General features: G+C 36.2%; 16 protein-coding genes and 2 pseudogenes. 9 read left to right on the forward strand and 9 right to left on the reverse strand.

The window, feature by feature from the left end; genetic code table 11:
• Nucleotides 1-198 precede the first annotated feature (198 nt).
• Nucleotides 199-843, reverse strand: coding sequence for a TenA family protein (locus WIW52_RS06815; RefSeq protein ID WP_337709457.1), 645 nt, complete (start codon nt 841-843; stop codon nt 199-201).
• A 1250-nt stretch (nt 844-2093) separates the two neighbouring features.
• Here WIW52_RS06815 and WIW52_RS06820 point away from each other — a divergent pair.
• Together WIW52_RS06820 and WIW52_RS06825 are read left to right on the forward strand one after the other, a co-directional pair.
• On the forward strand, nt 2094-2387 hold the full coding sequence (locus WIW52_RS06820; protein WP_337709459.1) for a hypothetical protein: 294 nt from the start codon (nt 2094-2096) through the stop codon (nt 2385-2387).
• Nucleotides 2342-2893 carry a hypothetical protein gene (locus WIW52_RS06825; RefSeq protein ID WP_337701734.1) on the forward strand — a complete coding sequence of 184 codons (552 nt, stop codon included), beginning with the start codon at nt 2342-2344 and terminating at the stop codon, nt 2891-2893. Before WIW52_RS06820 ends, WIW52_RS06825 begins: the two co-directional genes overlap by 46 nt.
• A 342-nt stretch (nt 2894-3235) precedes the next feature.
• Here the strand turns inward: WIW52_RS06825 and WIW52_RS06830 are convergent, their stop codons facing one another.
• From WIW52_RS06830 to WIW52_RS06840, 3 genes are all read right to left on the reverse strand, one after another.
• Complete coding sequence (locus tag WIW52_RS06830) at nt 3236-3664, reverse strand: HEPN domain-containing protein (RefSeq protein ID WP_337709461.1); 429 nt, start codon at nt 3662-3664, stop codon at nt 3236-3238.
• The gene (locus WIW52_RS06835; protein ID WP_337709463.1) at nt 3654-4145 is read right to left on the reverse strand and encodes a nucleotidyltransferase domain-containing protein; all 492 of its coding nucleotides are present in this window, start codon (nt 4143-4145) and stop codon (nt 3654-3656) included. The genes WIW52_RS06830 and WIW52_RS06835 overlap by 11 nt, the downstream gene beginning before the upstream one ends.
• A gap of 206 nt (nt 4146-4351) precedes the next feature.
• A complete protein-coding gene (locus WIW52_RS06840) occupies nt 4352-5188 on the reverse strand; it encodes a hypothetical protein (RefSeq protein WP_337709465.1) in 837 nt (278 codons plus the stop codon).
• A 145-nt stretch (nt 5189-5333) separates the two neighbouring features.
• Between WIW52_RS06840 and WIW52_RS06845 the strand changes: the two genes are divergently transcribed.
• From WIW52_RS06845 to WIW52_RS06855, 3 genes are all read left to right on the forward strand, one after another.
• Nucleotides 5334-5477 carry a hypothetical protein gene (locus WIW52_RS06845; protein ID WP_337709467.1) on the forward strand — a complete coding sequence of 48 codons (144 nt, stop codon included), beginning with the start codon at nt 5334-5336 and terminating at the stop codon, nt 5475-5477.
• Between the two features lie 162 nt (nt 5478-5639).
• Nucleotides 5640-6482 (forward strand): ABC transporter ATP-binding protein, encoded by an 843-nt coding sequence (locus WIW52_RS06850; RefSeq protein WP_337709468.1) that lies wholly within the window; start codon nt 5640-5642, stop codon nt 6480-6482.
• Nucleotides 6483-6679: 197 nt separating this feature from the next.
• On the forward strand, nt 6680-6868 hold the full coding sequence (locus WIW52_RS06855) for a hypothetical protein (protein ID WP_337701724.1): 189 nt from the start codon (nt 6680-6682) through the stop codon (nt 6866-6868).
• 418 nt (nt 6869-7286) lie between these two features.
• On the opposite strand, the gene WIW52_RS06860 is transcribed toward WIW52_RS06855, so the two are convergent.
• Nucleotides 7287-7751 (reverse strand): PaREP1 family protein, encoded by a 465-nt coding sequence (locus WIW52_RS06860; protein WP_337701721.1) that lies wholly within the window; start codon nt 7749-7751, stop codon nt 7287-7289.
• Nucleotides 7752-7878: 127 nt separating this feature from the next.
• Between WIW52_RS06860 and WIW52_RS06865 the strand changes: the two genes are divergently transcribed.
• A complete protein-coding gene (locus WIW52_RS06865) occupies nt 7879-8478 on the forward strand; it encodes a hypothetical protein (protein WP_337709470.1) in 600 nt (199 codons plus the stop codon).
• 253 nt (nt 8479-8731) lie between these two features.
• On the opposite strand, the gene WIW52_RS06870 is transcribed toward WIW52_RS06865, so the two are convergent.
• The 3 genes and pseudogenes from WIW52_RS06870 to WIW52_RS06880 all read right to left on the reverse strand — a co-directional run bounded on the left by WIW52_RS06870 (nt 8732) and on the right by WIW52_RS06880 (nt 10861).
• Nucleotides 8732-9268, reverse strand: coding sequence for a PaREP1 family protein (locus WIW52_RS06870; RefSeq protein WP_337709472.1), 537 nt, complete (start codon nt 9266-9268; stop codon nt 8732-8734).
• 131 nt (nt 9269-9399) lie between these two features.
• A pseudogene (gene merA / locus WIW52_RS06875) lies at nt 9400-10688 on the reverse strand (mercury(II) reductase).
• Nucleotides 10688-10861: a TA0938 family protein gene (locus WIW52_RS06880; protein ID WP_337709474.1), complete on the reverse strand. Its 174-nt coding sequence runs from the start codon at nt 10859-10861 to the stop codon at nt 10688-10690. The pseudogene merA and the gene WIW52_RS06880 overlap by 1 nt, the downstream one beginning before the upstream one ends.
• 261 nt (nt 10862-11122) lie before the next feature.
• Between WIW52_RS06880 and WIW52_RS11285 the strand changes: the two genes are divergently transcribed.
• From WIW52_RS11285 to WIW52_RS06890, 3 genes are all read left to right on the forward strand, one after another.
• Nucleotides 11123-11425: a radical SAM protein gene (locus WIW52_RS11285; protein ID WP_443295601.1), complete on the forward strand. Its 303-nt coding sequence runs from the start codon at nt 11123-11125 to the stop codon at nt 11423-11425.
• A 45-nt stretch (nt 11426-11470) separates the two neighbouring features.
• Entirely contained in the window at nt 11471-11944 is a 474-nt protein-coding gene (locus WIW52_RS06885) for a hypothetical protein (RefSeq protein ID WP_337709476.1), read from the forward strand.
• 504 nt (nt 11945-12448) lie between these two features.
• The gene (locus WIW52_RS06890; protein ID WP_337709478.1) at nt 12449-12790 is read left to right on the forward strand and encodes a hypothetical protein; all 342 of its coding nucleotides are present in this window, start codon (nt 12449-12451) and stop codon (nt 12788-12790) included.
• Here WIW52_RS06890 and WIW52_RS06895 read toward each other — a convergent pair.
• A pseudogene (locus WIW52_RS06895) lies at nt 12787-13053 on the reverse strand (IS701 family transposase); the annotation flags it as partial. The gene WIW52_RS06890 and the pseudogene WIW52_RS06895 overlap by 4 nt on opposite strands.
• Between the last annotated feature and the right edge of the window lie 118 nt (nt 13054-13171).

A 13171-nucleotide genomic window follows, 5' to 3' on the forward strand; every position in this document is an offset into this window, starting at 1 on the left:
TTCTTAATTTACGTCTTGTCCTAAAAACACATAATCACTTAAGAGCTAAATCTTTACGCGGTAAGTTTTTATTAGCTCTAATTAAAAAAGAACTGGTGTATCGTGTATTAATGAAGAATAGTTTTATACATGGAACTCTGAATAGATGAGGGAAACCCTAGCCTTTCTAGTGTGGTGAGGAAATAGGCTTAACCAAAACTACGTGATCTCGTAAAAAGGTGTTTCTTCCCTTCTTAAGGAGTAGTCCCAAAACAGTATTTCAAACCTAACACTTGCAGAAAAAGGTTTTAGCAAGTTTTCGTTAAACTCATATGAGTTTAAAGCTTCAAGGATCGCATCAACTCTCCTTTTATAGTCCTCTGAAGCATAAAACTCAGCCCATTTAGAATACAGTTGGTTTGGGGACTCTATAACGAACTTTCCCACTTCATAATAACCCCACATGCAAGGAGACCAAGCTGATAAAAACTCCTTCCAACCTTTAGTGGAGTAATAATACAAGTGACGAGTGTATACATAATTTGCTAAGTTATATCCAGTCCTCATTATTTCCTCGTGAGTTATGTTCAGCTTATCCAAGAGATAGTTGTGTACTTCCATTCCCTTATCCCTCGTTGAAAGTATAGAGGATAGGACTTTAGTAGCTTGGTTAGTAGGCGCAAATGAGGAGGCCCTCATTATACTCTTTAACATTACCTCTACGTACTTAGAATCCTGAATTAAATAATAACGGAAGGACTCTAACGGTAGGGTACCGTCCCTCATTTGCTTGACGAATTCATGTTTAACATATTTTTCCCATAGCTCTCTTACTTTTTCCCTTAATATCTCAGAAGTTTTCATAATAAGCCTTTACGTTTAAGAGGTATTTATAGTTAATTAAGGTTGTAATTTACAGAGTCTAATTTCCTTAAAAATTATATAATAATAATTTAGGCTTATACTGTAAATAAATAATTTCTCAAGTTAGTTTCTATTTACTTTCCGATCCAAGCCTTATCTTTCCTCCCGTAGAGCGGTCTCACGTTGTTATAAACGTCAATTACATCTTTCTAAAAGTCCTTATACTCAAGAGCAGATCAATAAATCATGAATGCATAATATTGTATTCAGAGTTAAGCTACGAGATATTTATACCTTAAATAGAATTTATTGTGAATATACTTTTTTTATCAAGTAATATAAATTAAGTGGGTTAGGACTATTTATCTAGAAATCTCATATTTTTAATATATTTATGCTTTTAGTATTTATAAGCTTTTTCTAATACTTTCCACTAGTGATCATAATATCGAATTGTAAAGGTTAGAGTATTGTTTATAAATAATTTATATAAATTGTATTGAAGTAATTGTAAAATATCTTTTCGTTATCGAGACGGGGGATATAGTTATACAATATTTTCTGGAGGAGATAAACGAGCTTAATCTTATGACGTATTACACAGTCTGAGGTAATTCTTAATATATTATAAGAATGTAAAAATTGAAGTAAACATAAAATTTGTAGAGTGGAAGCTTGTAATTCCATACCTTAAATATTAATTAACTAGTTAGACCGGGATACTTATTAGAAAAACTAATGAGATTTTATTTCAATTCCTACTTTTTTAATAGGGAACTTATCAGAGATGCCGGTTTTTTCGTTCCTTTTTAACCTTCCAATATTATATTTTGTACTACTACTTCTCTTATCTGATTAAGGTTATATTGTAATGCCAATGAAACTTCTGTTAAGTTCAACATACTTGGTGAGGGTCGTTGTTAACATCATTAATACTATACTAACAATTCCTTGCCATCTCGATATCTTCTAGAACTTTTGTAAATTCATTATTCTAAAGATGATGGTTGACATATAGAGGATAATCCCTACTCTTCTTAAAAATAAGAAAAAGTAACTTTAAAACCTATCTTATCTCAGTCTCTATTTGTATTAATTTCTTTTACTAAAATCCCCCAAACTACAGGACTCCGGATATAATATTCCGTCATGGGTGATTTTCACGTACTGGCTTACTCTCCGCAATATGTGGTTAAGCTTTAATCGTTTATGAATGCATATATACTATGAATTCATAGTATATTTTAGTAATGAAAATCCAAGTTAAAGGAGATTACATTTACGTGACAATGTGGGACAAATTAAGTAAAAGACCAAAGAGGTATTACCTAGGAAGAAAAGAGGGGTTAAAGAAATGGGAAGAGCTGTTTACGATTGCGAGAGAATATAAGGTTAGCGACGACGAGGTAAGGGATTACTTAAACTATTACTTAGATAGGGAAACGAATATGACCAAGGTCGAGTACGTCTTACTTTCATTAAGCTTGGGTGTTGAATTTTGGAGATCGAATGGAAATACAAAAACGCTTTCAGAAAAGCGGTGAGACTAATAGAGAGGTTCTACCCGGATTACGCACTTATAGGTAGGTTTGCAAGGAACTTTTATGCACCGCCTGAGACGACCTTGGATATAGACTTCTTGGTAGATTTAGATGATTATGAGAGGTTAGCGGAATTGATCGAGTATATATCTTCACAATACAAAATAACTCCCAATGACGTAGGACATTGGCAATACGTAATGATTATCGACGATATAAAGGTTGACTTAGTTAAACCTCCAGGGTATAACATAACCAAAGAGTTCCTCTCTAAGAGGAGGCAGGCCGTAATCAAAGGTGTTGGAAGGATTTACATAACTTCACCGGAAGATTTAGCAGTACTTTACGTAATATCTTCTAAACAGAGGGGGGTGAAAGACGTCCTAAAAGCTAAGGACGTCATAAAGTATTCCAAAGCTCGTAATGACTTTAACGAAGAGTATTTTCTTAAAAAATGTAGAGAAAATGGGGTAGAACATTTGTGTTTAGCTTTACTCTCTAACACGTGAAAAAGATGTATGCTTAGTCAATGGGTAAACAATGTATTCCCTTGACACTAAATTTAATAAAGAGAGCCAGCAATAAAGAAGCCCTTTTCTCGATACGTAGGATACTAATCCCTCAGGTACTTTAAAATGTAAAGGAGTTTGGTTCTCTGCACATCTCGACTGCTCACCAAATGTAGTCCGAGCCGATGGCGAGAATGATGAGCCACTTTGGAAGGGAACCCTTCTATGGCGGGAAGAAAGTCAGATCAGCCGGTTGACCATTAGTCATTATGGAGGCCAAACTCTTGTACACTCTATTATTAGGACAAGTGACATTAAATCGAATAACCACTTTTGTAGAAACTATCTATTTCTCTTCTCCTCATATAATTTCTTAGCATAGTCCAATACTTTTTCAGCCATCTTTAACGCTTGTTGTGAATCATATTCAGAATACAGTAACTCCGGTGGAGTGTTAGATTCCTCATCACCGTACATGGAAAGCTCTCTTTCTTTCCTTAAAGACCTAGAATACGAAACGAAAAGATCTATTTTCTCTTTAAACCACTGGGGAAATTTATCAGCATTGTTTTTCAATATAGGACCTACATCGTAAAATTTAGGAGGTTCTATGTTAACAAGCCTAAGGCAGGCTTTAAGTGATAACTCTACAGCCTCTTGACACAATCTCACTATAATATTATACTTCTTCCTTTCATTCTCTACCCTAGCCAAGTTTATTCTTTCTTCAGCTTGTGAAATATAAGAATATGCGAATTGGTCAAAGTTCAACCGTTTCACCAAATCTTGAGTCCTTCTTAAGCACCCAATACCACTTCTTACCCATCCTGACCCTTTCAGCACCTAATTCCTTTAGCCTATCCCTTAACTTCTGCAATATTCTTGTGAAGAAGCAATTTCTGTCGTAGAGTATTACGGCATCATAAACCATATCTAAATAAAGTGGAGAGAATTTTTCAGCCTCTTCCGGTGTTTTTAGCACGGGTGAAAGCGATATGTAATACCCCATCTTCCAGTGCTCGTCTAAGTTCAGCTTATCCTCTACTTTGGTCTCAAATAGTCTTATCCTCTTAAGCATGCTGTCTTTAGGAAGGTTTTTCATAATTATTAGCAAGTCAACATCACTATCGTTTCTATTGTCTCCCCTGGCAACACTTCCGTAAACTACGACTGAAATTAAGTCGTCTTTGAACTCCTCCTTCATTATTTTAAGCATGTTATTGAGTAAAGTAGCGTAAGGTTCCTTTATCACGTAATATTATAATCCTAAAGGTGTAATAAACGTTACGAATGGGTTTGACTGTGAGTGAAGGCGTGATGTGTCATCACGTGATTTCTTTCCCGTTCACAAACTTCAGTTATTCCCGTGTATGGCTCATTATCTTTAGCAATATGACTCAAAAGCTAGAGTAGAACTCGTCCTAATTTAACTCGTCCTAATTTAGGAGGTGAACCTTATTACCTGCTTATGAAATCCTCTGCTGTAACGCTACCTCGGAATTTCATGAACAACACTGCTAAGATTAGCACGATAGACGAGTTAAAGCCTATGATAAGTAATGTCGTAATTTGTGAGTAGGATACGAACATAGCGTTTATTATTTCAAAAAGTACATACTCTGCGACACTCACTAGAGAAGCTATAGATAACGACGGTGGTACGCTTCTTCCGAAAGACGTGGAGGGCTTTGACAGTGACGGGAATTTCAAACTGAGTATTATTACTAACAGTAATGTAAGCAAGATTATCACGAGTCCGCCTATGTAGAACAGTATTAAGAACTGAATTGAACTGAGAAGAACGGGGATAAATAGGAGGATTAAGACCGTCGTTACCCCGTAATAAATCATGTAATAGAACAAGGTGAATATTAGTGAAGCTTTCATAATTATTGAAAATACCCTTTTCGGTCCTCCCAGGTAACTCAGAAATATTTCGATTTCGCTGTTCATCCTAAGATTATAAAGAAAATAGTAAGGAATAGAAGAGGATAAAATTAAAGTAAATAGCGAAGGGAGGAATATGATAATTGGTATTAACGTGAGTACTACAACAGCCTTAGACGGGGGTAAAAAGATTCCGTAAGTTTCGTATAATATCCTCGAGTATAGTGCCGAGTTACTAGGGATGTTGAGGTCGTTAGAAGGGAGGAGTAAGAGCGAAAAGACGAAAATTAAAACTACAACTCCAGTAACTAGAGTCATCACGTTGTAAAAATTTCTTTCATAATTTTCCAAGTAAGCTCTCTTAATGAACACCTTAAGAACGGGGTCAATTGATAACTTCATCGACACTTCATGTAATAGTAGGTTATCTCATATTTGTATTTAGTTCTTGATGTTTCTAGCCTGGACTTCATCGTGAGTAAATAACACGCCTGCGTAAGCTACTTTATTTCGTTTATAGTCTACTTTTAGCTAGTATTTGAGGTCTTTCGGAATGAGTGAACTAGATGGGGGCACGTTATGTATTTCACTAGTTATCTCACTTAGACTCTCTCTCGATACTACCGACACTCTCGAGCCATTTCTCCTCATTGCATTTATCATACGCCCACAACAGACCGTAACTTTACCGTCGTAATTTAAAAGTCTTCTTCTTTCACCCTCGTTCGTAGATTTTCTCCTTCATCTTTTCCATCTTCACGACTCTCGGCCGCTGACGGTTAGTTATTCATTTTAACTTACAAGTCCGTAATCGTCTTTAAAGGAACGTTTAAATAACTAAAATAAAGTTATTGAGCATGTGAAAGTGAGTGTCATAGATGCCGAGATCGGCTACCGTGGAAGGACAATAGTTACAGTAAGTTCCTTAACGTTGAACGAGAACGAGGTCGTCGCATTAGTGGGACCGAACGGTGCTGGGAAAACCACACTTTTAAGAGGTTTAGCCGGAGTTTTGAGACCGATTAAGGGTAGGGTAGAGGTTGACGGAATAGACCTCTACTCCAAAGAAGGGGAGAAGGTGAGGACACTTATAGGCTATATGCCTGCTGAATATTCACCGCCAACCACTCTCACGGTAGGGGAGTTCATCAAATTCTGGTCTGAAATCTACGGTGAGTCCTCTCAGCCTATCGACATTCCTCTTTCTGCCCAAATGAAGATCGAGAAGTTGAGTAGCGGACAGAAGAAACTCCTAAGCCTTTACAGAGTGTTTCTCCAAAACCCGAAAATTCTGATACTAGACGAACCTACAGCGAATTTGGACGTAAACTTCAGGTTGATGTTATACGATAAGATAAATTTGATTAAAGAGGGTAGGATAATAATATATTCTACACACGACATCTCTGATTTACCGATTTTCGCTACAAGGATAATTTTCATTAAGGACGGCAGAATCATAATGGACAACAAACTAGAGGAACTGAGAAAGAACTTGGTGTATATTAAAGGTAACATTAAGAGCTTTCCTCAAGAAGTGAAAATTATCAGGGCGTACGGTGGTGGTAAGTTTTTGGTCAAGTACGACGGGAAAATTAGTGAAATTGTTAAGGAAATGGTAAACTCCGGTAGTGAAATAGAAGAGGTCAGTGAGGTAAACATGTACGAGTTATATAGGATGATAATGGAAGAGAGGGTCTAAATAGTGACCTTGAGCTCACTAAAGGGATTGCCCACTGTTCAGTTATTCTCGGGTACTCAACTTGATTGCGTATTTACGCTTTTTGGAAAAACGCTGTACTAATTGTTAACGGGTGTCTTGTTCGCCGTCGTCAAAAGTTTACGATAAACCGTGAATTTTATGTCATATAATATTATTTAACATTCCTAGCTCTTCTCATGAGAGTTTATAAATTTTGTAGTTACATACTATCATGTAGAAGAGAGCCCTACAGTGAACTCGATGAGCAATGTGAGGGGGAGGATGAGTTCGATGAGGCTCCCTATGTCCTTGAAGGGAGTGGTTTAACTACCGCTCCCGTAGACGGCACGGGGAGTGAAATAAGGGGAATGAGGACGAGAGGTTGAATACAAATTCATGAAACCTCAATGAAAGTCTGACCCCCCTTTAGACCTGACGTACACACTCTAACTAGTTCACCGCAAATGTGTTTACCCGTGGCGTAACTTTTCCTTACTTTTAATTCCACCAAGGGCACCCCTCTTAAGGGATCATACACAGTCACCCATTGGGGCTGGTCGAGAGAAACACCACTACTCTCCCGTCCACACTTTTATCACTCCCATCCTCATGAGCAGTGACCGTCATCAGTTAGGGGGATCATCAATAAAAACCACTTCGGTAATACTATATAAAAACAACTTGTAAAAACGATATTTAGGAGTAATTAAAAATAACGAGTAGTTACGTAGAAGCATCACAGTCTCTGCGTATCTCCTCAATTTCAGCCTGATTAACTGTCATATGTGATTAGTTAGGAGGAATTTATACTTTTAGGAGTTCCTTCTTAGCCTTATCAACCATTTCTTCAACGTCTGTAATATAACGTTTTACGGTATCTATATCTAATTTACCTTCATGAAATCCCCAAACGTGAAGAATATAAGCTGAAGACCAACCCTTTCTACTCCATTCCGTTAACGAAGCTACAGACGATAAATAATAAGTAAACCACCTGCCTTCCTTAGTTGCTAACTGGTATTCTTTAGTATTAAGCTTCTCACCTAGTGCCTTTATTACCTCTTCTGCAGACTTATATGCCTTCTCCGAGGCTTGAGTTATATCTCCGTTTTCAAGATATTTCTTTGCTTCATTAATGTATTTTTCGGCGATTTCAATTCTCAACTTTATTGAAATTGACGGATCTTCGCTTTTATTCCTAATAGCGTTTATTATAATATCCTCAACATCAATTCCTTCTTCCTCAGCCTTTTTAATTAACTCCTCCACGAATGAAATTTAGATGTTCTGAAATTAAAGTATTTTCAGACCCTTGTACTCTTTAGAAACTGCGAGAAGATTTTATTGACTAATAACTCTTGTTAAACTTTTCTAACTTCAAAAAAATTATATACTCATGGATGCTTCATTAATTAAGTTACTTTCTAAGGAAAGTAAAATGAAACAGGAAGAGATTGAGGAAAGATTATCATCGGCATCAAAAGCAATCCAATATGTCATTTCCTTTAATTCCGAGGAAAAATATACCGAAAGCGTAACCTCATCTGGAAACTATAAATTCATTAGATTAAAACTGTTTAACAGTCTGTCCTTTAAAAAGGTCTTTCTATCAGCTTCTTCGAAAATATTGGAAAGTCAAGTTAAAATGAACGCTGAAGGGAAAGGTGAAGTTAAGATCAAGGATTTGGGAAATTTTCAGAATGAAATAGAAATAACTTTTAACGGTAAGGGAAAAGAGATGGAAGTCTATGAACTGGAATTCAAAGTAGTTTTCACTAACGAGTTATTGAAAGATATTAAGAAATACCTTGAAATTCAGGAGAAGGTTTACGGTACTAAAAGGCTATTTTCAATTAATTTTAACGCTATGCTATCCCCTATCCTTAGATATCATCACTCTTTATCCTTTCCAAGGTTGAAAGAGGCAATGGCAATTGAGGCGAAATACCTTAACAAGAAAGGTTTCCCTAAAAATTTTAGGTTCTGGACTTCTTAAAGGTGAATAGGAGACTTACAGAATTTTTCATAGATTTTCCAGACTTCGGCTACATAGGAATTATTTATGAAATCGAATAATACAAGGATCTTATTTCTTCAACTTCGACTTTATATTATGGATTGTTGCTTTAACTACATATATTTAAACATTAGAATTATAGATAAAAACTTCTAAGCTCGAAATGATATGACTTGAATGAAAAGATAAACAGCAAGTAGCGTTACTCTCTCATGCAAGTTGGCTTACAGGGTTATTTTACGGAGTTTTTCTCCATTCTCTCTAAATCAGACGTAACTATGCTATATAAAACGTCTAGCTTTTCATCCCACTCCTCTTTAAACCACTCCTTCTTTATATTGTCTAAAATGCCTCTCGCTAGCGTAATTATATCGTGCAATACTTCTTCCTTATTTTTATATTTAGAAAAATCTGGATCAAAACCATTATATTGATAATCGTGAAGGAGAAAAGCTAAATTAGTTATATTCTCAACGTCCCGATAGCCTAACTTTGCCAGGTCAATGGAAATGCCTTTTAATGCATGAGTAGGTGCAGTATAACCTCTTTTTGCATACCACTCGTCTTTAGCCGATAGTTTATCTAAGTTTTTAGTTACTAAAGCTGATAACAAAGCTTTAACTGCATTAAATATTTTCCCAGCAGAATTCCTAGTCCTTCCCGCAAGCCACATGTTTATTCCTACGTCAATATCATCTAACATTTCTAAAATCCTAGCTCTTATGTAAGCTTTTCTATCGATCTTAGGCGAAGATAACTTCTCTTCCATAATTTAATTTACTCCGTATAACTTAAAAAAGCCATATTTTATGATTTTCTCTAACTAGGAATTTCTACACTAAATCGAAGTTATTTTATCCCTATAAAAAGTATTTTAAGTTGTTTCGAACATATACTTGATTAAACGCAACAACTTAACTTTTCCGCATCCTTATAAAACGCTAAAGCAACTATCCTTAACGATTCTGCCACTGTAGGAAACACGTGAACTGTATCTATAATATCATCTATTGTCATCCTATGCTTTATTGCCAATGCTGCTTCGCCTATGAATTCTGCACCGTTCTAGGCCATTACATGAACTCCCATTATCCTCTTTGAGCCTCTCCACTACCATCTTTATTAGACCCTTCTCTGCATCAATTATTTGAGCCTTTACAATGTCCTTCATCTTTACAGTTCTACTATCAAAATCCCTATCAAAGGAATTAAGCCCCACTCTTGTCAAATTTGGACGAGTAAATATCACTTGAGGAACATTAAGGAAGTCAATCTTCTTATGCTCTCCCTTAATTGCATTCCTCACTGCTATAGTTCCCTCATAACCAGCTAAGGCTTCCAACATCTTATCTTCTATTACGTCACCTGCAGCATAAATGTTAGGGTTAGTAGTCTGAAGCTCGTCATTCACTTTTATTCCTCCCTTCTCGTTTAGTCCTACTCCGGCTGAGGATAAATTCAAATCGACGTTAGGTTTCCTTCCGGCAGCTATGAGGATCTAATCAGCTTCTATGTCTCCCATGTTCGTAATTACAAGCTTGTCACTTTCTCCCCACTTTACCTTCTTAACCTTAACGTCTGTGATTACGTAAATTCCTTCCTCTTCTAACACTCTCTGTATCTCGAGAGATCTCCAGCTCCCAATCTGGGATAAGAGTTTTACTCCTCTGAAGGATCGCCACTTCAACGCCGAAATTTCTGTACATTTGAGAAAACTCCAATGCCTCAGCCCTACCGCCTATAATTACTAAAGAGGAGATTCTCCCATCAGGGTTTAGAGCCTCAACGTTAGTCCAGTACTCCAAGTCTTTTAATCCCGGAATTTCTGGGATAAAAGGAGGAGACCCGGTAGCTATAATGAATTTCTTACCTTCTATTACTTTATCTCCAACTTTTACCTCATGAGGAGAAATAAAGTGAGCCTTACCTTCTATTAATTCCACGTCATAATAAATGAGGACGTCCTCGTATTTCTCTTTTCTAGCCTTCCTTACGAACTGTCTTGTGTCCTCAAAAGATGAGAAAAAATCTCCTCCCTTTTCTCCCAAATGGAGTAATCTCTTTGAAGGAACGCAACCTACGTTTACGCAAGTACCTCCAATAGGGCCATAACCTATTAAAACCGACTTAATTCCCAGTTCATTTACCTTAATAAGCGAAGCGAAACCTGCCGCTCCGTAGCCTATTATTACTGGGTCTTTCGTTTTAACCTGGCCTCAAATTTGTCGGCACAGTGGGAACAGCAGAAGTAGTGCTTTTCTCCATTTATCACTCTAACGTAAATATTATCCTCACTTAGAGGTGCACCACATTGTTCGCATTTCAATTCGTTTTGTTTTATCTTATTTTCATTTTTACTCAAACTTTCTTTACTCTCTTTTCTTGAAAAAGTTTTCTCATATGAACATATGTTCATATATACTTAATAACTAGTAGGAAGAAAAGAGATAGTAATGATAAACAATAACGAAAGAAGAGATAAATAAAAAGATTTTTTTTTTTTTTTTTTTTTTTTTTTTTTTTTTTTTTTTGTAACTACTAGATACGTAGAGAAACATTTAATTGCCATATGAGAGAAATTTTAACACTCTGGTGATCAAGGTTGATAGACTTAGTAGATAGAGTGACATTGGTATTAACTTATCAATGCAATTTAGACTGCCCATATTGTCAACTTCATAATCTAAGATATATTTCAGATTTATTAACATCTCAAGAATGGTCCTCTTTAATCGAAAATCTTTCAGAAGTTCTCAATAGGAGCACTCCTTTTTTTATTAGTGGCGGAGAACCAACCTTAAATTTCAAACTTTTAAGTCATATACTTACTTCACTTTCAAAACATGATAGAATATCAATATTGATATCGAATGCTACTTTATTGAATATGAGTAAAATCAATATACTCGGCGAAAACGGATTATAAGGGTTACTGGCTACTTTTCATTTCTATTATATGCCTAATCATGCAATGATTGAAAAAAGATTCCGTAACACCTTAAGTTTACTATCATATTATAAGAAATTAACTTCTGGAATATCTGCAATCTCTGTAAATATTAACACAAAAAAAGATTTTATTATTTTCGATATTATAGATAAATTAGGAAAGGAAGGTTATTTTGAGAATATTGATCTTCTAGAGATAGCTATTTTAAATGAGAATTTAGATAGAGATCCCTTATTAAACTCACTTCTTCTACATTTAGAGGATTATACTGATGTCGAAATTATTCATTACGGAAGAGAAGGCAATGATATAACTGAGATTGTTATTACACCTGATGGATTTGTAATACCATTTGAAACAGTTTATCCTAAGCTATTAAAAGATCCTAGTAGAGTAAAATATTTCTACAACGTAAGAAAAGATGATATACGTAAAGCCCTTAACAAGGAATATTTAGACACGATTAAGAGAATCGCGATGAAGTGGGAAGATTAATGAGGGATCTGACTTCATACTTAGTCTATCTAGATACACTACTCACTATGATAGGTGCCTTTGCCGTATATTCAACGAACTTTATTGCTTATACAAATGCAACTCCAATCCTCGGCACAATCTACGGAATTGTAATAGTTACACGGGGGCTTTTCCCACTATTTCTCCATAATAAAAGGCTCTTCAGAACATTACCGTTCATTCACTTACTGGCCTTATTCCTAATGGTCACTCTAGCCTTAATCTTCGACAACATTACGGTTTACCTTATTGGGATATTGGTTTCTTCCCTATTGGGTGTGTACACAGGGAGTTACGTATATAGTTTGGAAGTTACATGGTCTAAGCGCTTATCAGATCCCTCAAAGTTTTTCTCACTAATTTCTGGATCAGAGGGCCTAGCATTCTTCCTGGCCCCTATTGTTACATATTTGACTCAGAATAAACTAGTTTTCTTGATAATACTCTCTATCCTTACAAGCTTAGGATTCTTTTTTTTTTTTATTGTACTTTGCTTACCTCAATAGGACAGAAATTAAGCCGAAGTTCTTCACTGGAGAACTATCATTAATCAAGAGAGCTAAGGCCCTTGCGACACTGGCAGCCTTCAACTGGTTCTTTCTATACCTCTGGATGGGAATGGTCTTTGAGCTCGGCGTTATGATGGGTATGCCCAGCTCTCTGATACTAATAGGCGTTGAGTTAGAGACTGCAATTTACATGATTATCCAGTTTGTCATTAGTAAGAGGGGGATTAAACGTCTTGCAAAAATAAGAGTTGTCTCTGGCTTATTGACAATTTACGCTTTAATAGTTTTTACTTTTACAGCAGTTATGGGACTTTAACGTAACTTAAAGATTTTCATCAGCCCCGGCGGTCCACCTAAATAACGTTCAACGAACCTGAGGAACGCCTCCACGCTCCTCAGGTTAAGAGCCCTCACCAGCTCCCTGACAACGTTGACCATGATGGTGAAGATCGTGAGGTAACCCTGAAGCCTCTCTCTCCTCCAGAACGAGGAGTCCTCCAGTCCCAAGGCCTTCACGTCCCTGTGGAGCTCCTCAATCTCCCACCTCATCCTCCAAGCCTCCTCCATCTCCTCCTCGCTCGGTAGACCCAAAATCACCTCCTTAATAATAAATCTATAGTGTAAATAAGTGTTTCAATTACATTAATTGTAAAATTCTCTGGATTGAATAAATCTGGAAAAAATAAAAGAATTAATA

The organism is Stygiolobus sp. RP850M (genome assembly GCF_037389295.1).
GTDB lineage: Archaea > Thermoproteota > Thermoprotei_A > Sulfolobales > Sulfolobaceae > Stygiolobus.

Excerpts from the sequence above, each read along its gene's own strand:
- WIW52_RS06815 (WP_337709457.1), bottom strand. The coding sequence starts at position 843 with ATGAAAACTTCTGAGATATTAAGGGAAAAAGTAAGAGAGCTATGGGAA.
- WIW52_RS06820 (WP_337709459.1), top strand. The coding sequence starts at position 2,094 with ATGAAAATCCAAGTTAAAGGAGATTACATTTACGTGACAATGTGGGAC.
- WIW52_RS06845 (WP_337709467.1), top strand. The coding sequence starts at position 5,334 with ATGAGTGAACTAGATGGGGGCACGTTATGTATTTCACTAGTTATCTCA.
- WIW52_RS06855 (WP_337701724.1), top strand. The coding sequence starts at position 6,680 with ATGAGAGTTTATAAATTTTGTAGTTACATACTATCATGTAGAAGAGAG.
- WIW52_RS06865 (WP_337709470.1), top strand. The coding sequence starts at position 7,879 with ATGGATGCTTCATTAATTAAGTTACTTTCTAAGGAAAGTAAAATGAAA.
- WIW52_RS06870 (WP_337709472.1), bottom strand. The coding sequence starts at position 9,268 with ATGGAAGAGAAGTTATCTTCGCCTAAGATCGATAGAAAAGCTTACATA.
- WIW52_RS06885 (WP_337709476.1), top strand. The coding sequence starts at position 11,471 with ATGATTGAAAAAAGATTCCGTAACACCTTAAGTTTACTATCATATTAT.